Raw genomic sequence first — 21,379 nt, forward strand, 5'->3', positions numbered from 1 at the left:
GTCCCTGGTGCCTCTGCTCCACCGCGCACGGGCAGTGGCGATGTCCGCCCTGCTCGCGGCCGGGTGTCTGGCGGTGTCCCTGCCCGCAGGTGCTGAGCCGAACATCTCCACGTGCATCCAGCCGGGTCCCCTGCTGCGCTACCTGGTGGTGTTCTCGCAGCTCACGACCCCTGAGGTCGCGAACGCGGAGATCACCGGCGCCTGCGGAACCACGACGGTCTACTACCCCGAGATCGGGGTCGCGGTGGCCACGTCGCCGGACCCGTCGTTCCTCAAGCTGATCGGCCCGCAGCGCGCGTACAGCGCCCAGGCCGAGAGCGTCGCCAAGCGGTCGGTGAAGCGGAAGAAGGACGACACCGAGCTGTTCCGGCCGTCCGGGGTGCGCTCCGGCGAGCAGTGGGACATGGATCTCATCAAGGCCCCGGCCGCGCACGAGATCACGACGGGCTCCAAGTCCGTGGTCGTGGGCGTGCTGGACTCCGGCGTCGACGCCCACCACCCCGACCTGGCCCAGGCGCTGGCACCCGAGCTGTCCGCGGGGTGTTTGACCGGTAAGCCCGACACGTCACCTTCCGCGTGGATCCCGACGACGTCCGCGCACGGCACCCACGTCGCCGGCACCATCGCCGCGGCTGACGACGATCGTGGCACCACGGGCGTCGCACCGGGCGTGCGCATCGCGTCCGTGAAGGTCGTCGACGACGACGGCTTCATCTACCCCGAGTACGCGGTGTGCGGCTTCATGTGGGCCGCCGCGCAGGGCATGACCATCACCAACAACAGCTACTTCATCGACCCGTACCTGTTCACGTGCCAGAGCGAACCGGGTCAGCGCGTGATCTACGAGGCGGTGCGTCGCGCGGTCGACTACGCCACCTCTCGCAACGTGCTGACCGTCGCCGCCGCGGGGAACGCCGCGGCGGACCTGTCCCGCCCCGGCCGCGACTCGATGTCACCGACGAACGGTGAGGCGCAGACCCGTCCGGTCGACTCGACCTGCGTGGTGCTGCCGGCGCAGGTCAAGAACGTGGTCGGCGTGTCGGCCGTCGACTCGACCGAGACCAAGGCCGGGTACAGCTCGTACGGGCTGGGCGCGATCGACGTGACGGCGCCGGGTGGTGACACGCGGACGCCCACGGGTTGTGTGCTCTCCACCGTGCCGTCCGGCTACGACTACTCGTGCGGTACCTCGATGGCGACTCCGCACGTGGCCGGGGTGGCGGCGTTGATCGCGTCGGTGCATCCGGACACGGACGCGGTGTCGCTGGGCCGCATGCTGAACGCCCAGGCGCAGACCCTGCCGTGCCCCGCCGACTACGACCTCAACGGGACCGGCGTGCAGGACGCGTTCTGCACGGGCTACTCCGAGTACAACTCGTTCTACGGCCACGGCATGGTGGACGCGCTCGCCGCAGTCTCCAAGTGATCGTCAACGCCTGCCTGCGAGACGGTCGCGGCGGCAGTCCGACGCTCGTGGTGGACGACGGCGATTTCAGCGATGCCGAACGCCGGGAGATGCCGGTTCGGCACGGCACCTCGCACGCCGTGTTCATCGGGCCCGGTGGCGCGTTGAGGTTCTTCACGTCCGCCGGTGAGCTGCCGGGCTGCGGGCACGGAACCGTTGCCGCGCTTGCGGTGCTGGCCGCCGACGGAGAACGCGAGTTCGTGCTTCGCGCGGGTGGACGGACGTTCAGCGGCACGGCGACCCGCGTGCCGGGCGGGGTCGAGGCCTTCTTCGACCCGGGCCCGATCCAGGTCCGGCCCGCCACCGCGGCCGAACACGACGCCGTCGTGCGGGCACTGGGCACCGACGGGTCCTGCGTGATCGCGACGCTGGGACGGCCGAGGATGCTCGTCGAGGTGCCCGACGGCGTCGCGGCACTGGCTCCGGATTTCGACCTGCTGCGTGCCGCGACCGACGAGCTCGGACTGCTGGGCTGCTACGCCTACAGCTCAGGGCGCGACCGGTACGTGGCGCGGATGTTCGCTCCGTCCATCGGCGTGCCCGAGGACATCGCGAACGCCAACAGCACGGCGTGTCTCGCGGCTCATCTGGCCGCGGACATCGCCGTCGACATGGGTGACTCGCTCGGCCAGCCCGCCACCGTCACCGCCACGGCGGCGGGACGGGTGGGCGGGCTGGCTGCCGTCAGGGCGTGAGCGCGGGGTTCTTCACGGGCGAGCCGACGCCGACCGGGGAGATCGGCAGCAGCTTGCGACCGGTGGGCCCGACCTCGATGTCCGTGCCCATCGCCGGGCAGACACCGCAGTCGAAGCACGGGGTCCAGCGGCAGTCGTCCTGCTCGCGTTCGTCCAGCGCGTCCTGCCAGTCGGCCCAGAGCCATTCCTTGTCGAGGCCGGAGTCGAGGTGGTCCCAGGGCAGGACCTCCAGCTCCTCGCGCTCGCGGGTGGTGAACCAGGCGAGGTCGACACCGAGCGGTTCCAGCGCCTCCGCGGCCTTGGCGGTCCAGCGGTCGTAGGAGAAGTGCTCGGTCCAGCCGTCGAACCGGCCGCCGTCGCGCCACACCGCCTCGATGACCTTGCCGATGCGCCGGTCACCCCGGCTGAGCAGGCCTTCGATGAGGCTCGGCTTGCCGTCGTGGTAGCGCATGCCGATGTTGCGACCGAGGCTGCGGTCGGCGTTGACGGCCTCGCGCAGCTTGCGCAGCCGGTCGTCGACCGTGTCCGGGTCGCACTGCGCGGCCCACTGGAACGGCGTGTGCGGCTTGGGCACGAACCCGCCGATCGAGATGGTGCAGCGGACGTCGTTGCGGCCGCTCGCCTGCCGGCCCGCGCGGATGACGTTCTTCGCCATCTCCGCGATCTGCAGGACGTCCTCGTCCTCCTCCGTCGGCAGGCCGCACATGAAGTACAGCTTCACCTGCCGCCAGCCGTTGGAGAACGCGGCCGACACCGTCCGGATGAGGTCCTCTTCGGACACCATCTTGTTGATGACGCGGCGCATCCGCTCGCTGCCGCCCTCGGGCGCGAAGGTGAGACCCGAGCGCCTTCCGTTGCGGGACAACTCGTTCGCGAGATCGATGTTGAACGCGTCGACGCGCGTGCTGGGCAGGCTCAGGCCCGTGTTCGTGCCCTCGTAGCGGTCCGCGAGACCCTTGGTGATCTCCGCGATCTCACTGTGGTCGGCACTCGACAGGGACAGCAGGCCGACCTCTTCGAAGCCGGTCGCCGCCAGTCCCTTCTGGACCATCGCGCCGATGCCCTCGATGGACCGCTCGCGCACCGGCCGGGTGATCATGCCCGCCTGGCAGAACCGGCAGCCGCGGGTGCAGCCGCGGAAGATCTCGACGCTCATCCGCTCGTGCACGCTCTCGGCGAGCGGCACCAGTGGCTGCTTCGGGTACGGCCACGCGTCGAGGTCCATCGTGGTCCGCTTGAACACGCGGTACGGCACCCGGTCGCGGTTCGGCACGACGCGCTGGATGCGGCCGTCCGGCAGGTACTCCACGTCGTAGAAGCGCGGGATGTACACGCCACCGGTCTCGGCGAGCCTGGTCAGCACCTCGTCGCGGCCACCGGGGCAGCCCTCGGCCTTCCAGGCCTTCACGATCTCGGTGATCTCGAGAACGGCCTCTTCGCCGTCGCCGAGCACCGCCGCGTCCACGAAGTCCGCGATCGGCTCCGGGTTGAACGCCGCGTGCCCACCGGCCACCACGATCGGGTGGTCCTCGGTGCGGTCCGCCGCGTGCAGCGGGATGCCCGCGAGGTCCAGAGCCGTGAGCATGTTCGTGTAGCCCAGCTCCGTGGCGAAGCTGATGCCGAACAGGTCGAACGCCTTGACGGGCCGGTGCGCGTCCACCGTGAACTGCGGAACCTCGTGCTCACGCATGAGCGCCTCGAGGTCCGGCCACACGGCGTAGGTGCGCTCGGCGAGCACGTCCGGCAGCTCGTTGAGGATCTCGTAGAGGATCATGACGCCCTGGTTGGGCAGGCCGACCTCGTACGCGTCGGGGTACATCAAGGCCCAGCGCACGGACGCCGCGTCCCAGTCCTTGACGGTCGCGTTGAGCTCCCCGCCGACGTACTGCACCGGCTTGGAGATCCGCGGCAGCAGAGGCTCCAACCTGGGGAAAACAGACTCGACACTCACGCTTCCAGAGTAACGGGCCCTGTGCTAAGCGCCGAATCGCGGTCAGTCCAGCAACAACGTCCCCAGTCGACGCGCCGCCACCACGGTCCCCACGGCCGCCATGACCGCGAAATAGGCGACGTGACCGAGCATCCCCCAGCCGACCACGCCCAGCGTGAGCCCGCGCATGAGTTCGATCGCGTGGTAGAGCGGCGTCCACGACACGACCGCCTGCAACCAGCCCGGGTAGACCGACAGCGGGTAGAACGTCGTCGAGAACAGGAACAGCGGCAGCACCGCGAGTTGCACCAGGTCGAAGTCCTGCCAGGACCGCATGAACGTCGTCGCCGCCATGCCCACCGCCGCGAACGCGAACGCCACGAGCAGCGCCACCGGCAACGCGAGCAACGCCCACGGCGAGACGATGAGCCCCATCCCGAGCATCACCGCGAGGAACCCGGCCGAGTACAGCCCGCCCCGCAGCAACGCCCAGGCGATCTCGCCCATCGCGATGTCCATCGGCCCCATCGGCGTCGTGAGCATCGCGTCGTACAACTTCACGTACTTGAACTTGAAGAACACGTTGAACGTCGCGTCGTACACGGCCCCGTTCATCGCGGACGCCGCCAGCAATGCGGGCGCCACGAACGCCGCATAGCTGATCGGCTGCCCGTCCGGGCCGGCCACCGAGCTCACCATCTGCCCGAACCCGAGCCCCAGCGACCACAGGAACAACAGGGGCTCGAACGCCCCGCCGACCAGCACGAACCAGGCCCGCCGGTTCACCAGCGCCGCCCGTTCGACGAGCTTGCTGGCCTTCCCGCCGTAAAGCCCTGGCGGAATCACCCGCCACAACAACCCGACGCTCGCGGGCGCGGCCTTCTCTCGATCGAGGGTCTGCGTCATACCGCCAGCCTCCGGTTGAAGAACTTCACACCGAGCGCGATGCCGCCGGCCGTCAACGCGGCGAGGTACGCGATGTGCCCCAACGCCGGTAAGAGGCCGATGGTGCCGAACGTCGTACCTCTGGCCAGCTCGATCCCGTGCCACGACGGCGTCAGCCACACCAGCGGCACCAGCCAGTCCGGCAGCTGGCTGACCGGGAAAAATGCCCCGGTGAACAGCGTCATCGGCATCAACACGAACCGGAAGATCGTGGTGAAGCCGTCCGGCTTCTCCAACGTGGCGCTGTAAGCCACCAACGGCGCGCTGAACGCCAACGCGGCCAACGTCGCGAACACGACGGACAGCAAAATCCCAGGCCCGGCGGCGGCGCCGAGCACCACCGCGATGATCACGAACACCACCGACCGCACGGCCAGCTGCGACCCGACCCACATCATCTGCCCGTAGAGCACCTGCGCCGGTGTGATCGGCGTGGCCACCATCGCGATGAAGGACTTCTGCCACATGAACTGCGACAACACCGGGTAGGTCGACTCGAACGTGGCCCCCTGGATGGCCGTGACCACGACCAACGCGGGCGCGAGGTACTCCAGGTACGAAACGCCACCGATCAACGCCGTCGACTGCACCTGTGACCCGAACCCGAACCCGAGCGCGAGCAAGAACAACACCGGCGTCAAGAAACTCGACACCGCAGTGGACCGCCAGTTGCGCCGATACCACGTCCAGAACTTCTCGAAGGTGAACCAGGACCCCTTGAACGTGTGCATCAGTCCACCAACGTCCGACCCGTGAGCCGGAGGAACACGTCCTCCAGCGAACTGCGCCGAACCAGACTCTGCACCGGCCGCACCCCGTGCTCGTGCACCTTCGCCAGCGTGTGCTCACCGTCCTGCGTGTACAACAGCAGCCGATCAGGCAACACCTCGACCCGCTCCGCGAACCGCTCGAGATCCGGCTTCTCGGCCCCCGGCTGGAACCGCAACTCCAGCACTTCCCTGGTCGAGTACCGCCCGATCAACTCACTGGGCGACCCCTCAGCAGCAATCCGCCCGCCGTCCATCACCACGAGCCGATCGCACAACTGCTCGGCCTCGTCCATGTAATGGGTCGTGATGATGAGCGTGACCCCGTCCTGCTTCAACCGGAACAGCCTGTCCCACAACAGATGCCGAGCCTGCGGGTCCAACCCGGTCGTCGGCTCGTCCAACAACAGCAACTCCGGGTCGTTCACGAGGGACCTGGCGATCGTCAGCCTGCGCTTCATCCCGCCTGACAACGGCTCGACCTCGTGATCCGCCCGGTCCGAAAGCTGCGCGAACTCCAACAGCTCAGCCGCTTTCTCCCGGCACTTCTGCCGCGACATCCCGAAGTACCTGCCGTAAATCTGCAGGTTCTGCCGAACCGTGAGCTCCGTATCAAGGTTGTCGAGCTGCGGCACGACCCCCAACCGCGCGCGAATCCTGGGCCCGTCGGTGCCCGGATCCATGCCGAGGACCTTCAACTCCCCACCCGTCCGCCCGGACACGCACGAGATCATCCGCATGGTCGACGACTTCCCGGCCCCGTTGGGCCCCAGAAACCCGAACGCCTCCCCCTTGCGCACCTCGACGTCGATGCCGCGCACGGCCTCGAACGTCCCAAAATGCTTGGTCAGCGCCTTGGCCTCGACGAGGTTCTCCACCCGCCCCACGTTAACGACCAGGTCCGACAATTCTCGACGCAATTACGATCCCCGCATGTCAGAGATCGAACTGCGATGGCTGACCGAAGCCACCGACCAGCAGCGCACCGAGATCCACACCGTCGTACACGACGTAGTCGCAGCAGGCGGCGCAGTCGGCTACCACGAGCCCCCCACGCTCGACCGCATCTCGACGTGGCTAGACGGTGTGTTGAAGCAGGTCCGCGACAACGACGCCGCCTTCGTGACCGCGCTGGTGGACGGTGAGGTCAAGGCCGTCGGTCTCTGGCGACGCGGCGGCACCGCCGTCTTCCAGCACCGCGCCGAAATCCAGCAGATCATGGCCGCCCCTTCAGCCCGTGGCCTGGGCCTGGGACGGCGGGTGGTGCAGGGCCTGATCGACCACGCCCGAGAAGCAGGCATCGAAATCGTCATGCTCGGCACGCGAGGCAACAACCACGGCGCGATCGAGCTCTACGAAAGCCTCGGCTTCCGGGAATGCGGCCGGATGCCCAACGCCATCGCCGTGGGCAACGAACGCTGGGACGACGTGTGGATGTACCTACCGCTCGGCTACCCGGAGGGCACGATCCTCAACGGCGCCAAGCCCGGCGGTCTGGGAAGCAGTCCACGCAGGACGGTTTGACGCAAAGGCGACGGCGGAGCCGAGCTGCCTTGGCGACGCCGGAGGCGAGCTGCTCTTCCCACCCGCCCGCTCGCGCCCCCACCCAGAGCCTGACCCGCCAACAAAAAAAGGGGGGACGCCACGGACAGAGCGCGCACACCGCACGCTTCCGCAAGCGTCCCCCCCGAACTCGGAACCCCTACAACTCAACCTGCTCAGGGGGTCCGACAAGATCGGAAAAGGCCGAAAAGCCGAGCCCGCAAACCTCAGAGGTTCGGGAACCAGATCTTGATCTCGCGCTCAGCCGACTCCGCCGAGTCCGACCCGTGCACCAGGTTGTACTGGACCTCAATCCCGAAGTCCCCACGAATCGTCCCCGGCGTCGCCTTCTCCACCGGGTCGGTCCCACCAGCGAGCTGACGGAACGCCGGAATGGCCCGAGTGCCCTCGACCACCAGCGCCACCAACGGCCCACCGGTGATGAAGTCGACCAGGTCGTTGTAGAACGACTTGCCATCGTGCTCCGCGTAGTGCTGCTCGGCGGTGGCGCGGTCCGCCGTCCGCAGCTCCAGGGCAGCGAGCTTGAGCCCCTTGCGCTCGATCCGGGCGATCACCTCGCCAACGAGACCACGCTCGACGCCATCGGGCTTAACCAGAACCAGGGTGCGCTCGGACACGACGGTGTGACTCCTCAAAACAGGTCAAAACAGGTACGGGAAGTGCCGACAAGCGTAACCGCGCACACCCCGGCCGTTTCCGGAGGGCTGTGACCACGGTTACCGGCCACTAGTGCACCAGAACAGGCTGACCGTCCCGGGAAACCGTGACCTGCCGCAGCACGAACACCGCCAGCCCCAGTGCCACCGCCACGAGCACCGCGGAAATCCAGAACGCCAGGTGGAAGCCCGAGGTCAGCGCCTCCAGCCGGCCGACACCGGACGCCAGCAGCGACGTCGTGTACGTGGTCGAGGTCGTGGCCAGCACGGCCAAGCCGAGAGCGCCACCCACCTGCGCGGTCGTGTTCACCAAGCCCGAAGCCAGGCCGGCTTCGTCGGGCGAGGCACCGGACATGGCCAGCGTCATCAGCGCCGGGAACGACAGGCCCAGGCCGATGCCCAGCGGTGCCACCGCGGGCAGGATGTCCGCGAAGTACGAGCCGTCGACCGGCACCTGCGTGAACACCACCATGCCGACCAGCATGAAGAGCAGGCCGACGATCAGCATGTTCCGCTCGCCGAACCGGGTGTTCAGACGTGCCGACAACGACACCGAGAACACCGCGATCGCGCCGGCGACGGGCATGAACGCCAGACCGATCTGCAACGGCGTGTACTGCAGCACCAGTTGCATGTAGAGCGTGCCGAGGAAGAACAACCCGAACATGCCGGCGACCATCGAGATCTGCACGAGGTTCGCACCCGTCACGTTGCGAGACTTGAACACCCGCAACGGCAGCAACGGCTTCGCGGCGGTTCGTTGGCGCACAACGAATCCCACCAACAACGCCAACGCGACGGCGCCCAGACCAAGTGTCTGGAAAGAGCCGAAGCCGTAGTGCTCCGCCTTGACGATCGTGTACACGCCGAGCATCACCGCGGCGACGATCAGCAGCGCGCCCAGCACGTCCGCGCCTTCGCGCAAGCCGAGCCCCACCGACGAAGGCACCAGCCGCACCGCCGCGACCGCCGCCACGATGCCGATCGGGATGTTCACGAAGAAGATCCAGTGCCACGACATGGCGTCGGTCAGCACGCCGCCGAGCAGCAGACCGATGGACGCGCCCGCCGCCGCGACGAAGCTGAACACGCCGATGGCGCGCCGCTGCTCCTCGGGCTTCGGGAACATCGTCACGACCATGCCCAGCGTCACGGACGTGGCCAGCGCACCGCCCGCACCCTGCACGAACCTGGAAACGATCAACATCTCGGAGCTGACCGACACCCCGCACAGCAGCGAGGCGACGGTGAAGACGCCGAGGCCGATCAGGAACACCTTCTTGTGCCCGATCAGGTCGCCGAGGCGTCCGGCGAGCAACAGCAGACCGCCGTAGGCGATCAGGTACGCGTTCACGACCCAGGCCAGGCCGGCCTGGCCGAACTTGAGGTCTTCTTCGATCGCGGGCAGCGCGACGTTCACGATCGTCTGGTCCAGCACGATCATCAACATCCCTGCGCACAGCACGATCAGCGCGAGCCAGCGCGAATCCGTCTTCGGTCCCCCTGAGTTCATAAGAGGGACCGTAACAGATAGTTTTGTACGGGACTATCTCTTACCCAACGGCATGACGCAGAGCACGTTTGCGCGGCGGCTTCTCACACGGCATCGGCGTGCTCAACCGGCCTTCCATCAGCCTCGTCAGGCCCTTGACCAGGCCATCTCGCTCGTCATCCGGCAACGAGCCAAGCACACTGCCGACGATCTCCCGGTACAGGTCGTCAGCCTTCGCCACGATCTCGCGGCCCGACCCGGTCACCACCACGACGCGCGCACGACGGTCCGTCGGCGACGGCTGGCGCTCGGCGTGACCAGCGGCTTCGAGCGCGTCCAACGTGACGACCATGGTCGTCTTGTCGATGCCGATCCGGTCGGCGATCTCGATCTGCGTGAGCCCCGCGTCCAGCGCGGTGGACAACACGCAACGGGCTCGCGGAGTCAGTCCGATCTCCGCGAGCCTCGCCGTCAGTTCGGTCTCCAGCGCATGCCCCGTCCGATGCAGCAGCATCATCAGGTCGATACACCCCGTCGCGCCCATGAGCACTACGGTACCAAACTAATCTGGAACAAAACTGTTTCTCAGCGGGACTATCGCTCCAGCACGACGACCGAACGCGCGGCTCCCACCTTCTTCTCGCTGGTCAGCGGCCTCCAGTCGCCCGTGGGCAGGGCAACGGCCTGGTCGGTCGGGTACGGGTTGATCACCACGAGCACGCCACGCCGAGCACCGTCCACGTCCGGTCCGACCGTGTCGTCGACGTGCATGACGATCACGCCCGGCGCCGCGGCCGGGAAGGAGACCTTCTGCTGCACCAGGTCCGCCGAGCCGAGTGAGAACAACGGCGACGACTGGCGGATCCGCAGCAGCTCCAAGGTCGCGTCCAGCGATGCCTTCATGTCCGCCGACGACGGCTTAGCCATGCCCAGCAACGGCTTCGCGTACGGCCACTTCGACTCGTTGTCGGCCTTGGGCGGCAACCCGCGACCGAAACCGTTGTCGCGCAACGACGGGTCGTACGGGTTGAACCAGTCACCCGAGTCGTAGCTGTTGCGGTCCAACGACTTCGAGCGCAGGAACTCCGTGCCCGCGTGCACGAACGGCCGCCCTTGGCCGAGCAACGCCGGTGCCAGCGCGACGGTCTGCATCCTCACGCGATCGGCGGCGGAGGTCGAAGGCTTCAGCTTGTACGTCAACGCGTCGAACAACGTCTCGTTGTCGTGTGCGTCGACGTACGTGATCGCCTCCAACGGCTGACCGGTGTACCCAGCAGCAGACCCGTTGTACTTGACGTCACGACCGGAAACCACAGGACCGGCCGTCGACTGGAAGCGATAGGAAGCCATGTTTCCGGCCATGCCGAGCTTCACCAGGTCGCTGTAGTTCTCCAGTCGTGCGGCGACATCACCGTTGGCGGGCGACGAGTTCACGTCTCCGGCCAGTCCGGAGCCGATGCCCTGCACGCGCGGGTCGTCGTCGAACGGCCCACCGCCGCGAACGGCGTCGCGCAGCCGGTCGCTGAACGTCCCGATGCCCGTACCGGCCATGTTGGCCTGGGTCGCCTGCTCGAACCGGGCGTTGCCGGCGACCTCACCGAAGTCCCAGCCCTCGCCGTAGAGGCCGATCTTGCGCCCGTCCACGCCGTCCTTCGCCACGGTCAGCGCGTCCAGTGCCGCCCGCACCGCGAGGATGTTCGCCTTCGGGTGGTGACCCATCAGGTCGAACCGGAACCCGTCGACCTTGTAGTTGCGCGCCCAGCGCACCACCGAGTCCACGACGAGCTTGCCCATCATGGCGTTCTCGGTCGCGGTGTTCGCGCAGCACGTGGAGTTCGCGACCGAGCCGTCGAGGTTGAGCCGCTGGTAGTAGCCGGGCACGACCTTGTCGAGCACCGACGTCGGTGCGTCGCCGAACGCGGCCGTGTGGTTGTAGACCACGTCCACCACCACGCGGTTGCCGTTGTCGTGCAGCGACTTCACCATCTCGCGGTACTGCTTCGTGCGTGCCCAACCGTTCTGCGCGTCCGCCGTGGCGTACGAGCCCTCGGGCACGTCGTAGTGGAACGGGTCGTAACCCCAGTTGAAGCCATCACGACCTGCGACCGCACCGACACACGCCTGCTGCTGGTCCGAATCCGGTGCCATCGAGGGCAGGTCGCAAGCCGGAGTTGCCTGTTCAGAGCGCTTCTCGGGGATCGTCGCGATGTCGAACGTCGGCAACAGGTGCACGGTGTCCATGCCCGCCGCGGCCAATGTCTTCAGGTGCTTCATGCCCACGGAGTCGCGGTGCGTGAACGCCTTGTAGGTGCCGCGTTCCGCCGCCGGGACGGACTGGTCGTTGATCGAGAAGTCCCTCACGTGCAGTTCGGTGATCGCGCCGCCCATCCCGCGAGCGACGTCACGGGACCAGCCCTGCGGCATCGACCGGCTGTCCTTGAGGTCCGCGAACTGCGAATGCGTCGAGTTCACCGACAGCGCGACGGAGTACGGGTCCGTGACCACGACCGTGCGCTGCCAGTTGCTGACCTCGAACTGGTAGTACTTGTTCTTCCAGTCACCGGCGCCGGCCCACGATCCCGAGGCGTCGTCGCGCTTGAGCTGCACGACCTTCTTCGGCTCACCGGTCGGCCCGTCGAACAGCCGCAGCTTCACGTTCGTCGCGGTCGGTGCCCACAGCCGGATCGACGCGCGGCCGTGGTCGAACGTCGGCCCGAACGTCAGTTTCGTTGCCGCGGCAGCGAACCGGTCGTCCAGCACGCCCGCGATCTGCACGCTCGTGCGGTGCCGGATCGCGCCACCCGCGTCGACGTGCACGGCGGAAAGCTTGTCCCGCAACGCTTCGTCGACGAACCCGCGCACGGCGAACACCGGCTTGCCCTTGAGGTGCGGGAACTGCGCCGGCACCTCTTCGGTAGTGGGCGAGAGCCGCAACACGCGCGAGCCGTATTCGAGCCGGTAGCCGTCGGACTGCACGGAAGGCACGTCCCAGACGACCTTGTCCTTCGAGATCCAGATCGCCTTGGCCCTGGTCAGGTCGTCATCGGCGGCCGGGCCGGTGTTCGGCGGCAGGAGGTAGGTCTCGTCGCCCTGCAACTGCCACACCTCGTTCCCCTTCTGCCCCAGGTCGAGGAACTGGTCAGGGCCGGGGTCCTTGGTGTCACCGCGGTGGACGATGTAACTCAAGCCCGCCGCACCGGCCGCAAGCGGCACCGACCAGTACACGCCGAACGCGTCCCGCCCGTCCGGCACCCGCGACTGGTTCCAGCCCGGCGACGGCTCCGCGGACCCCGTCCAGTGGTACATCGTCCAGTCGGTGTAGTCGCCGTCCGCGCGGTTGTAGTGGATCACCGCCCGGTTCTCGGCGGCGGCCTTCGTAGCGTGCACCTTCCCGCCCGCGACCCACGAGTGGCCGCTCGTGAACTTGCCCGAAGCCTCCACGGTCGTCCCGCGCACGACGGAGAAGTCCGTGGTCGGCGGCAGTTCGGCAACACCGTTCGTGAACGGCACGTCAGCCCGTCCGGCCACGCGCACGACGGCTCCGGTGGCGTCACCGACGTAGTGCACGACCGCCTTGCCCGTGGCGGCCTGCTCCGACTGGTGCACCGGCACCTGGCCCTGCTTCAGCCACACCTCGGGCGTCACGCTCGGGTCGACGAACCGGTCGGCCGAGGTGTCCTTCTCGTCGCCCTTGTGCGCGATGATCCCGACGGATTTCGCGCCCGGCTTCAGCTTGATCCACGCGAACCGCCCGTAGCCGTCCTCACCCGCGAACGGCAGCGGCGCGTTCCACTCGGTCGGCGTCGCGACGTCACCCCAGACGTGCAGGCCCCAGCCGTCGTAGTTGTCGCGCTGGTAGTGCACGACCAGCCAGTCCGGGTTCTTCGTGCCGGGGTCCGGGACGGGCGGAGCGGCCACGAGATTCACGAACGCACCGTCCGCGCCGATCTCCCCCGACTTCGCGACCACCCGCAGCTCGACGCGCTTGCCGACCGCCGCGCCCGGCAGTGCCGACAGATCCGCGAAGACCCGGTAGGGAGCGGCGTCGTCGGTGCCCAGGACCGTCCAGTCCTGACCCTCGACGCGCGCGGCGAACGTAGCCGCCGCGTTGGGCGCGCTGATGCCGTCCGCGCGGAGCTCGACCCGCTCGTCCAGCACGGTCCCGGTGGCCGGCGCGACCAGCACCGGAACCGGTTTCGACGTCGTGACGTCGCTGGTTCCCTTGAGCACCAACGTCGACAGCGCGGGCACGGTCACCGTGACGCGGCCGTTCTGGACCTGCGCGTTCTCGAAAGCCGTAGAAGACACCGGCACGGTCACGGTGGCGGGCTGCGTTCCGGCGTTGGCGACGACGAGGTGCTCGCGGCCGAGGATGCGGCTGAACGCGAACACGTCGCCGTCGGCGTACCGGAGCACCTGGTTGCCATCACGCCACACGGGATCGCGGTCGACCTGCTCGGCCAGGGCTTTGAGCTGCTGGTACAGCGGGTGCGCCGTGTTGTAGTTGTCGACGGCGCCGGTGCGGTCGGAGCCGATCAGCTTCTCCGCCACGTACTCCGGCGTCTTGGACGCGAACATGTCCTGGCGCGCCAGCTTGTCGCCGCCGGTGCCCGCGAAACCCTGCTCGTCGCCGTAGTAGACGACCAGGTTGCCGCGCCACAGGTACATCAGCTGGTTGCCGAGCTTGAGGCGTTCCAGCAGTTCGGCGTCGGTGATGCCCGGCCGGTCGTTGCGGATCATCCACGCGACGCGGCCCATGTCGTGGTTGCCGAGGAACGTGGGCAGCGAGGAGGCGTTGGAGTCGGCGTCGGTGTAGCGGTCGTCGTCCAGCAGCACCTCGCCGAGGCGCTGGGAACCCTTGCCGGACAGGAAGCTCAGCGCGCTGCTCTGGAACGGGAAGTCCAGCGTGGCCTGCATCTTGCCGGTGGTCGTGTACTTCGAGGTGTTCTCCGGTGAGGAGTCGAAGACCTCGCCGAACACGAAGAAGTCCTTCTTGCCCTTGCGGTTCGCGTACTGCTTCACGTGCGGTGCGAGAGCCTGCCAGAACTCCAGGTTGACGTGCTTGACGGTGTCGACGCGGTAGCCGTCGATGTCGAGCGTGTCGATCCAGCTGGTGAAGATGTCCTTCATGCCGTTGACCACGCGCGGGTGCTCGGTCATCAGGTCGTCGAGACCGGAGAAGTCGCCCTGCTCGCTCGATTCACCGGAGAACGTCGAGTCGCCGCGGTTGTGGTAGAGCGTGGAGTCGTTGAGCCACAACGGAAGCTTGGTCGGCCCGTCCTTGACCGGGGTGTACGGGAAGGACTTCTTCGGGTCGAGCTTCGGGAAGTCTTTGCGACCCGCGTAGTCGGCGATGTCGAACGGCTTGCCGTCGGCGTCGAGGTAGGGCTGCGCGCCCGTGCTGACGTACTGGGTCTTGTTCTCGGCGTACTTGATCACGTCGGCGGTGTGGTTCGCGACGATGTCGAAGAACACCTTGATGCCGCGCCGGTGCGCGTCCCTGATCAGGTCGCGCATCTCCTGCGTGGTGCCGAAGTGCGGGTCCAGCTTGGTGAAGTCGATCGTCCAGTAGCCGTGGTAGCCAGCTGAATCGCCCTGCACCCAGCGGTTGAGGAACATCGGCGTCATCCAGATCGCCGTGATGCCCATGCCGTCGAGGTAGTCGAGCTTCCCGCGCAGACCCTTGAGGTCGCCGCCGTGGTAGAAGCCCTTGTCAGCGGGGTTGAACCCGTTCTCGGCGCTGGTGCTGCGACCGCGGTCGTTGCCGGGGTCGCCGTTCGCGAACCGGTCGGGCATCACGAAGTAGAAGCGCTCGCCCCTCAGGTCGTCGCGCTTCGGCGGCAACGCGAGCTTCGCGTCCCCGTCGCGCACACCGGGCGCTATGTCCACCACCTCCCCCACGGCCAGGCGTTGCGGTGGTGCGGCAACGGCCTGGACCGGTGCCAGGGGGAGCAAAACCAGTGCAGCGAGCGCGGCGACGACCCGACGCATCGCGACCTCCTTGTCGCAACTTCTTGCAGGGTTGCTGCACGAAACCACGACAAACGGCGGGAAACAATACGTCGGGCTTTGCAAATATTTGCGATCAGCCTGCTGGACGCTGGTAGGTGATCGCCAGTCGGAGCGGGTGCGAGCGCCACTCGTTGACCGCCATCCCGGCGATCACGCCGATGCCCTCGACCGACTCCGGGGTCGCCAGGGCGCTGCGGCTCGGCGACCCCGCCAGCGGGCCCTCCGCGGGTGGCGGCGAGAACTGGGCGATGACGACCTGCTGTCCCTCGTGCTGCTGCACGATCAGCAGAACGTGGGGGTTCTCCTGCTCGCCCTGGCTCACGACGGGTTCGAGCGAGAGGTACTCGCCGCGTTCCGCCGCCGCTCCGGTCATCCGGCCGACCCATTTGAACGCGTCCATGACGTCGTCGTCGGACAGTTGGGCGTCCGCTTCCTGCAACGTGACCGGCACCAGGTGCGTGCTGTGCGCGGTCATGTTCCCGTTGGTGGTGTAGCGATCGGGGATCATCGCTTCGCCGGTCTCGACGTCGATCATGAGCATGTCCCGGAACCTGGTGTCCGCGAGCGGTGACCGGCCCATGAGGCCGCGGCCGAGCATCTCCTTCAGCTTCGGGTCCGTCATCCGCCAGTACGTGGTCTGCTCACCGATCTGCAGACCGATGAAGTCCTTCACCGGCAGGCCGGGCAGCGCCGTCACCAGGGTCTGGCCGGGCGCGACCGGAGGCGGCGGTGGCTGGACCTGGAACGCCGGAAGGGACGCGAACTGCGGGTCCACCCGTGCCGTGCGGACGACGTGATGCGCCCACGCCCGCACGCGTGACAACGGGTGGTCGGGGAACCTGGCGTCGTGCCGCGGATCGTCGCCCGCGTGGAACGGCAGCACACCTTGGAGTTCCGGCGCGTACGGGTGCGGCCTGACCCAGTTCTGGAACCCGATCTCGTCCGCCAGCACGGCTTCGCGCATGCCCGTCATGCCGCGTTCCATCGCGCCGAGCTGGAGCACGGCGCTGCAGTTCGCCTTGGGGATGGTGAAAGAGCAGACGAAGCCCTGCCCGTTCGGCTGGTTCGGCAGCGGCATCTTGACGATCCGCAGCAGCGCGGGCACCCCGGCGAGCTGGACGACGTGCGCCTCGATCAGGCACCCGGTCTCGCCGTGGATCAGCGCGAGGTCGTGCCGGAGCTTGGGCAGGTCGTCCAGCGCGGCGGGCAGGTCGGGGACCAGGCCGTAGTAGGTCAGCTCGGCCTGGTCGCCGCTGGCGTGCTGCCAGGTGTTCTGGTCGAGCTGACGGAAGCCGGTGGTGTCGAACGAGATGGGCACACACCGACACTACGGCGATCGTCAGGCGGCCTTGAGCGTTTTGGACCAGAGCGAGGCACCCGTCGCGTCGCGCAGCCAGACCGTGAGCTCGTGGCGGTCCGCCTCGACCTCGCCGAAGTGCTGGAACCCGTCCAGCGGCGTGGTGTTGGCGGCGGGCGGGGCGTGCACGAACACAGCCTGCGGACCGAACGTCGGGTCGAGCGTGTTCGGGCCGAACGCGCCGGCGTGCAGCGGTCCGGACACGAACTCCCAGAACGGGTCGAAGTCGCCGACGGCCGCGCGGTCCGGTGAGTAGTGGTGCGCCGCGGTGTAGTGGACGTCCGCGGTGAGCCACACGGTGTTCTTGACGCGCCGCTTCTTGAGCTCCCGCAACACCCACGCGATCTCGTGCTCACGGCCGTTGGGCGCACCCGGCAGGCCGTTCGCGACGCCCTCGATGTCCGTGCCGTCCGGGACGGTGAGCCCGATCGGCAGGTCCGCCGCGACGATCTTCCACGTGGCCGTGCTGCGGGCGAGCTCGGTGACGAGCCACTTCGCTTGGGCCGCACCGAGAATCACGCCCGGCTGGTTCTTCGGCGAGGTGTTCTTGTCCTTGTAGGTGCGCATGTCGAGCACGAAGACCTCGACGTTGCGGCCGTAGGAGAACTTCCGGTACACACGACCGTCGACGGCGCGCTGCTGATCGATCGGCATCCACTCGTGGAACGCCTGGAAAGCGCGCTGTGCCAACACGTCCACGCGCTTCTCGGTGTACTGCGGGAGGTCCAGGATCTCGCCGGGGTACCAGTTGTTGGTGACTTCATGATCATCCCATTGCGCGATGATCGGGACCTGGGCGGCGAAGCGCTTGAGGTTCTCGTCGAGCAGGTTGTAGGCGAACTGGCCGCGGTACTCGTCGAGCGTCTCGGCAACCTTGGCCTTCTCCGGCGTGACGAGGTTGCGCCAGATCCGGCCGTCCGGGAGCGTCACGGTGTCTTTGAGCGGGTTGTCGGAGTAGACGCTGTCGCCGCTGTGCAGGAAGAAGTCGGGCCTGCGGTCCGCCATCGCCTTGAAGATCGGCATGCCGCCGATGTCGGGGTTGATGCCCCAGCCCTGGCCCGCGACGTCACCGGACCACACGAACCGGACCTGGTCACGGCCGATCGGGGCGGTGGTGAAGCTGCCTGCGACGGCCTCGCTGCAGGTGCGGCCGTGCAGGTCTTCGGCCGTGACGCGGTAGTAGGCGGGGCGGCCGGGCAGGAGGTGGCCGACCCGGACCTGGCCGGTGCCGCCCGTCTCCGGGGTCAGCAACGGACCGCGGATGCGGCGGGAGAGCCGGAACTTCGGGTCGTTGGACAGCTCGACGAGCATCCGGGAGGGACGGTCCGCGCGGGTCCAGACGATGCCGCCGTCCCAGGTGACGTCGCCGGACTGCACGCCGTGCGTGAGGACCGGGCGGTCCGTCCTGGCGAGGCTGATGCCGGAGGGCACCAGCGCCGCGGCCGTGCCGAGTGCGCCTGCCTTGAACAACGTGCGACGGTCGAAGGTCATGCGCGGTTTGTAGTCGCCGGTTCTGACCGGGGGTGAAACCGCGGATGAACTCCGACCGTCAGACGTCGTGGATCACGTGAGGCGCTTGAGCCAGTCCGTGATGATCTGGCGCGACGCGGGCGTGGCGTGCACCCACGTCTGGTGGTTCTGGTCGGTGTACTTGACCACGAGCCAGCGGCCGTCCTCGAAGTCGATCGTGGTGAGGAAGGTCTTGGCCCGTTGCCGGCCCTCGCCGTTGCGCTTGGCGGCGTACAGCTTCGCCGTGCCCTTGCGGGGCTGGGCGAGCAGCTTGCGCAGCGAGATCGACGGCGACGCCTTGCCCGGCTGGTGCACGTTGATCTCCGACTCGTGCACGTTGATCGACGCGCCGCGACCGGCCGGCACGTCCGGCAGCTGCATCGCGAGGACCTCCGGCGCGTTCTCCGGCCGGATCGGATGCAGCTGCACGTACCCGTTGTCGTGCACCGCGAGCACACCGTGCTGCGAGTTCGCCGCGACCACCACGGGCTTGGTCTCGCTCGGCGTGAGCGCGATCCACGCCGAGTAGTCCTCGTCCGCCTTGGCGATCAGGTGCAGCGTGCCCCGGACGTCCGGGTGGTCCAGCCCGATCCTGCGCAGTTCGCCGATGACGTCGCGCTCGATCAGCGCGCGCTCGTCCTCGGTCTCACCGGGAGAGTCGACGTGCAGCGCCGGGTGGTACTCCCCCAGCTTCTCCTGCTTCCACAACACGTCGAAGGCGAGGTCGGACAGCTGAATGGACGAGCGCAGCACGCTCACCCCCCGATCGTCGGCGGTGCGACCATCGGCATGTCACCGATGATCTCGTTCGTGTTCTCCTCGTTGATCAGGTAGTCGGCCGACTTGTGCTCCAGGTCGTCCTCCCCCTGGCCCTTCTGGCCCTGACCACCCATACCGCCCATGCCCGCCGCACCGGCCCGGCCACCCGCGCCCGCGGCACCACCGCGACCACCGGCGTTCGGCCCGGTCTCACCCATGGCGCCGAACACACCGGACTTGCCACCGGGCTGCTGCCCCGCACTGCCGGTACCCGTGCCGCCGAGGCCACCGCCGCCGAACCGGCCGCCGGCTCCGCTGCCGCTGCCGCCACCTCCGCCGAACTTGCCGCCGCCGGCGCCACCGCCGCTACGACCGCCACCACCGGGACCGCCACCCAGGCCAGGCCCGGTGGGCACGCCGATGGGCGGGATGCCGGTGTTCGGCGGCCGTTCGATCACGCTGCCGGCAGGAGGCTTGCCACCGCCGGTGAGGTCACCGGGCTTCAGACCGCCGGTGGTGCTGTCGCCGGGCTTCAGCCCACTGATGTTGGTGTCGTCGCCGGTCACGGTGTCCGGTGGCGTCCACGTGCCGGTCGGCCCCTGCGGAGAGCCGGTCGTGCTCGGGAACGTCGGGTTCGGGTGGCCGGACGGACGCGTGGGGTTGCTGTTGGAGGTCTTGTCATCGCCGTTGCCGCTGCCGGTGTTGATGACCTCGACGTTCAGCGTGTCCGCCATGACGCCCGGGAACTCCTTGGGCAGATCACCGCGGTTGGTGTTGCTGGCGCTCTGGAACTCGCTGTAGACCTTGCGGTTGTGCGCCTCTTTGGAGTTGTAGCTGTTGACGGCGTCCTCGGCGTCGGTGTCCCACGGTGAGATGTCGTCCCAGAAGCCGGTGTCCGGCTTCTTCTCCGGCATGTCCTTGAGCTGACCCTTGTTGTAGTTGAACTGGTAGACCTGGTTCGACAACGAGCGGTCGGCCTGCCGGAGCGCGTCCTGCATCTGGATCATGGCCTGGTTGATCGGGTTGGCGGCGGTCTGCGCGGCGTCCGCGCTCGCCCCGGTCCACGCCTCGCCGAGGGTCTCGCCGACCTTCTTGAGCCGCGCCTCGACGCCGGCGTACGTGCGCTCCAGCTCCGACGCCTTGTTGGCGGCGTTCTGCGCCGATCCGGTGCCGGGCCCGCTGGTCATCTGGGTGTAGATCGTGTAGCCGGAGAGCCCGTCCGCGCGGGTGTTGTCCTCCGAGTAGCAGCTTGGCGCGGCGGACCCTGTCATTTCGCACCTGCCTTTATCGTCGTGATTGCGAGGTTCGCGAACTCGGTGACCCCAGCGCACGGGTCCGCGAAGTACTTGCTCTTCTCATCGCTGAGGAAGGTGAAGGTGATCGCCCTCGCGTCGGACGCGCCGACGACGACCTCGCAGTTGCCTTCCTTGCGCTGGTCGACGATGAGAGCGACGGCCACGGGGTAACCCTGGATCGCGGGCCGCTCTTCGAACACGGGGTACTTGTCCTTCTTGGCGTAGATGGAGTCGAGGCTCGTCCCCGAGGGGAGGACCACCATGCCCAAGGACATCTCCGCGGCGGTGAACGTGCCGGACCACTGGCAGGCGGGACCTGGAGCACCGGTGTTCACCGATCCGCTGACACCGGGCAGGCCGTAGGCCGTCAACTGGGCTGCGGTGACCGCGTTGCACGGAGCGGCCTCGACGGCCGCCAGGTCGAGCGGGTTCGAAACCTTGGGCGCTCCGCCGCTGTTGCCGGCGCTGGTACTGGTGGGCTGGGGCGCGTTCGTCGGCGTACCGGTGGTGCCGCCGCCGGTGCCGCAGCCCGCCAGCAGCACGAGTGCGGCGGTACCTGCGACGATGTTTCGGATGCGCAACTGCTCAGTCCTCACGGCTTGAAGGTGTCCTTGTTGCCCTGCTCGGTCGTCTCGTACTGAGCCAGCGTGGCCTTCAGGTTCAGAATTCGAGTCCTCAGCACCTTGCGCAGTTCGTCGTTCGACTTCTGGTGCGCCGCGCCCGCCGTGAGAGCCCAGTTGTTGTAGACCACGCTCGGCCGGTCTTCCCCCGCGGCCTCGACCTTGACCAGCGCGTCGCCCGTCGTGTGGGCCTTCTCGAGGTCCAGGTAGATCGACTCGTACTCCTTGATGGCAGCGCGCAGTGTATCGAGATCGACTTTGGTCCCGCTCATCCCCAGCACCCTCCCCTGAATATCGTGCGCCAAGCAGCATAG

General features: G+C 67.9%; 17 protein-coding genes. 3 read left to right on the plus strand and 14 right to left on the minus strand.

Annotated elements, in window-relative coordinates:
• Nucleotides 1-7: 7 nt before the first annotated feature.
• Both G7043_RS19135 and G7043_RS19140 read left to right on the plus strand, forming a co-directional pair.
• Entirely contained in the window at nt 8-1,426 is a 1,419-nt protein-coding gene (locus G7043_RS19135) for a S8 family peptidase (RefSeq protein WP_313887965.1), read from the plus strand.
• The gene (locus tag G7043_RS19140) at nt 1,423-2,160 is read left to right on the plus strand and encodes a PhzF family phenazine biosynthesis protein (protein WP_313887966.1); all 738 of its coding nucleotides are present in this window, start codon (nt 1,423-1,425) and stop codon (nt 2,158-2,160) included. The genes G7043_RS19135 and G7043_RS19140 overlap by 4 nt, the downstream gene beginning before the upstream one ends.
• On the opposite strand, the gene G7043_RS19145 is transcribed toward G7043_RS19140, so the two are convergent.
• From G7043_RS19145 to G7043_RS19160, 4 genes are read right to left on the minus strand one after another with little or no spacing between them, the layout of a single operon-like run.
• Nucleotides 2,150-4,111 carry a TIGR03960 family B12-binding radical SAM protein gene (locus G7043_RS19145; protein ID WP_166047210.1) on the minus strand — a complete coding sequence of 654 codons (1,962 nt, stop codon included), beginning with the start codon at nt 4,109-4,111 and terminating at the stop codon, nt 2,150-2,152. The two genes, G7043_RS19140 and G7043_RS19145, sit on opposite strands and share 11 nt — an antisense overlap.
• Nucleotides 4,112-4,153: 42 nt before the next feature.
• Entirely contained in the window at nt 4,154-4,996 is an 843-nt protein-coding gene (locus tag G7043_RS19150; protein WP_166047212.1) for an ABC transporter permease, read from the minus strand.
• Complete coding sequence (locus G7043_RS19155; protein WP_166047215.1) at nt 4,993-5,766, minus strand: ABC transporter permease; 774 nt, start codon at nt 5,764-5,766, stop codon at nt 4,993-4,995. The genes G7043_RS19150 and G7043_RS19155 overlap by 4 nt, the downstream gene beginning before the upstream one ends.
• Complete coding sequence (locus G7043_RS19160) at nt 5,766-6,680, minus strand: ABC transporter ATP-binding protein (RefSeq protein ID WP_313887967.1); 915 nt, start codon at nt 6,678-6,680, stop codon at nt 5,766-5,768. The genes G7043_RS19155 and G7043_RS19160 overlap by 1 nt, the downstream gene beginning before the upstream one ends.
• Before the next feature lie 55 nt (nt 6,681-6,735).
• Here G7043_RS19160 and G7043_RS19165 point away from each other — a divergent pair, with 55 nt between their 5' ends.
• Entirely contained in the window at nt 6,736-7,326 is a 591-nt protein-coding gene (locus tag G7043_RS19165) for a GNAT family N-acetyltransferase (RefSeq protein WP_166047219.1), read from the plus strand.
• Nucleotides 7,327-7,571: 245 nt separating this feature from the next.
• On the opposite strand, the gene ndk is transcribed toward G7043_RS19165, so the two are convergent.
• The 10 genes from ndk to G7043_RS19215 form a co-directional block, all read right to left on the minus strand.
• A complete protein-coding gene (gene ndk / locus G7043_RS19170; protein WP_166047221.1) occupies nt 7,572-7,982 on the minus strand; it encodes a nucleoside-diphosphate kinase in 411 nt (136 codons plus the stop codon).
• A gap of 109 nt (nt 7,983-8,091) precedes the next feature.
• Nucleotides 8,092-9,534 carry a DHA2 family efflux MFS transporter permease subunit gene (locus G7043_RS19175; protein ID WP_166047223.1) on the minus strand — a complete coding sequence of 481 codons (1,443 nt, stop codon included), beginning with the start codon at nt 9,532-9,534 and terminating at the stop codon, nt 8,092-8,094.
• 40 nt (nt 9,535-9,574) lie between these two features.
• A complete protein-coding gene (locus tag G7043_RS19180; RefSeq protein ID WP_207311416.1) occupies nt 9,575-10,057 on the minus strand; it encodes a MarR family winged helix-turn-helix transcriptional regulator in 483 nt (160 codons plus the stop codon).
• 50 nt (nt 10,058-10,107) lie between these two features.
• Nucleotides 10,108-15,504, minus strand: coding sequence for a pullulanase-type alpha-1,6-glucosidase (pulA, locus tag G7043_RS19185; RefSeq protein WP_166047225.1), 5,397 nt, complete (start codon nt 15,502-15,504; stop codon nt 10,108-10,110).
• 94 nt (nt 15,505-15,598) lie between these two features.
• Nucleotides 15,599-16,843: a hypothetical protein gene (locus G7043_RS47650; protein WP_207311417.1), complete on the minus strand. Its 1,245-nt coding sequence runs from the start codon at nt 16,841-16,843 to the stop codon at nt 15,599-15,601.
• A 21-nt stretch (nt 16,844-16,864) separates the two neighbouring features.
• Nucleotides 16,865-18,373, minus strand: coding sequence for an alkaline phosphatase D family protein (locus G7043_RS19195; protein WP_166047227.1), 1,509 nt, complete (start codon nt 18,371-18,373; stop codon nt 16,865-16,867).
• A gap of 72 nt (nt 18,374-18,445) precedes the next feature.
• The gene (locus G7043_RS19200; RefSeq protein WP_166047229.1) at nt 18,446-19,150 is read right to left on the minus strand and encodes an ESX secretion-associated protein EspG; all 705 of its coding nucleotides are present in this window, start codon (nt 19,148-19,150) and stop codon (nt 18,446-18,448) included.
• A complete protein-coding gene (locus G7043_RS19205; protein WP_166047231.1) occupies nt 19,147-20,421 on the minus strand; it encodes a PPE domain-containing protein in 1,275 nt (424 codons plus the stop codon). Before G7043_RS19205 ends, G7043_RS19200 begins: the two co-directional genes overlap by 4 nt.
• On the minus strand, nt 20,418-21,041 hold the full coding sequence (locus G7043_RS19210) for a DUF3558 domain-containing protein (protein ID WP_166047232.1): 624 nt from the start codon (nt 21,039-21,041) through the stop codon (nt 20,418-20,420). The genes G7043_RS19205 and G7043_RS19210 overlap by 4 nt, the downstream gene beginning before the upstream one ends.
• Nucleotides 21,038-21,337 (minus strand): PE domain-containing protein, encoded by a 300-nt coding sequence (locus G7043_RS19215; protein ID WP_166047234.1) that lies wholly within the window; start codon nt 21,335-21,337, stop codon nt 21,038-21,040. Before G7043_RS19215 ends, G7043_RS19210 begins: the two co-directional genes overlap by 4 nt.
• Nucleotides 21,338-21,379: the final 42 nt, after the last annotated feature.

This window comes from Lentzea alba, from assembly GCF_011067745.1.
Classification (GTDB): domain Bacteria; phylum Actinomycetota; class Actinomycetes; order Mycobacteriales; family Pseudonocardiaceae; genus Lentzea; species Lentzea alba.

What these genes read in the sequence shown, in the direction of transcription:
- G7043_RS19155 (WP_166047215.1), bottom strand. Translation starts at nt 5,766, where the DNA reads ATGCACACGTTCAAGGGGTCCTGGTTCACCTTCGAGAAGTTCTGGACG.
- G7043_RS19205 (WP_166047231.1), bottom strand. Translation starts at nt 20,421, where the DNA reads ATGACAGGGTCCGCCGCGCCAAGCTGCTACTCGGAGGACAACACCCGC.
- G7043_RS19215 (WP_166047234.1), bottom strand. Translation starts at nt 21,337, where the DNA reads ATGAGCGGGACCAAAGTCGATCTCGATACACTGCGCGCTGCCATCAAG.
- G7043_RS19175 (WP_166047223.1), bottom strand. Translation starts at nt 9,534, where the DNA reads ATGAACTCAGGGGGACCGAAGACGGATTCGCGCTGGCTCGCGCTGATC.
- G7043_RS19195 (WP_166047227.1), bottom strand. Translation starts at nt 18,373, where the DNA reads ATGACCTTCGACCGTCGCACGTTGTTCAAGGCAGGCGCACTCGGCACG.
- G7043_RS19165 (WP_166047219.1), top strand. Translation starts at nt 6,736, where the DNA reads ATGTCAGAGATCGAACTGCGATGGCTGACCGAAGCCACCGACCAGCAG.
- G7043_RS19150 (WP_166047212.1), bottom strand. Translation starts at nt 4,996, where the DNA reads ATGACGCAGACCCTCGATCGAGAGAAGGCCGCGCCCGCGAGCGTCGGG.
- pulA (WP_166047225.1), bottom strand. Translation starts at nt 15,504, where the DNA reads ATGCGTCGGGTCGTCGCCGCGCTCGCTGCACTGGTTTTGCTCCCCCTG.
- G7043_RS19180 (WP_207311416.1), bottom strand. Translation starts at nt 10,057, where the DNA reads ATGGGCGCGACGGGGTGTATCGACCTGATGATGCTGCTGCATCGGACG.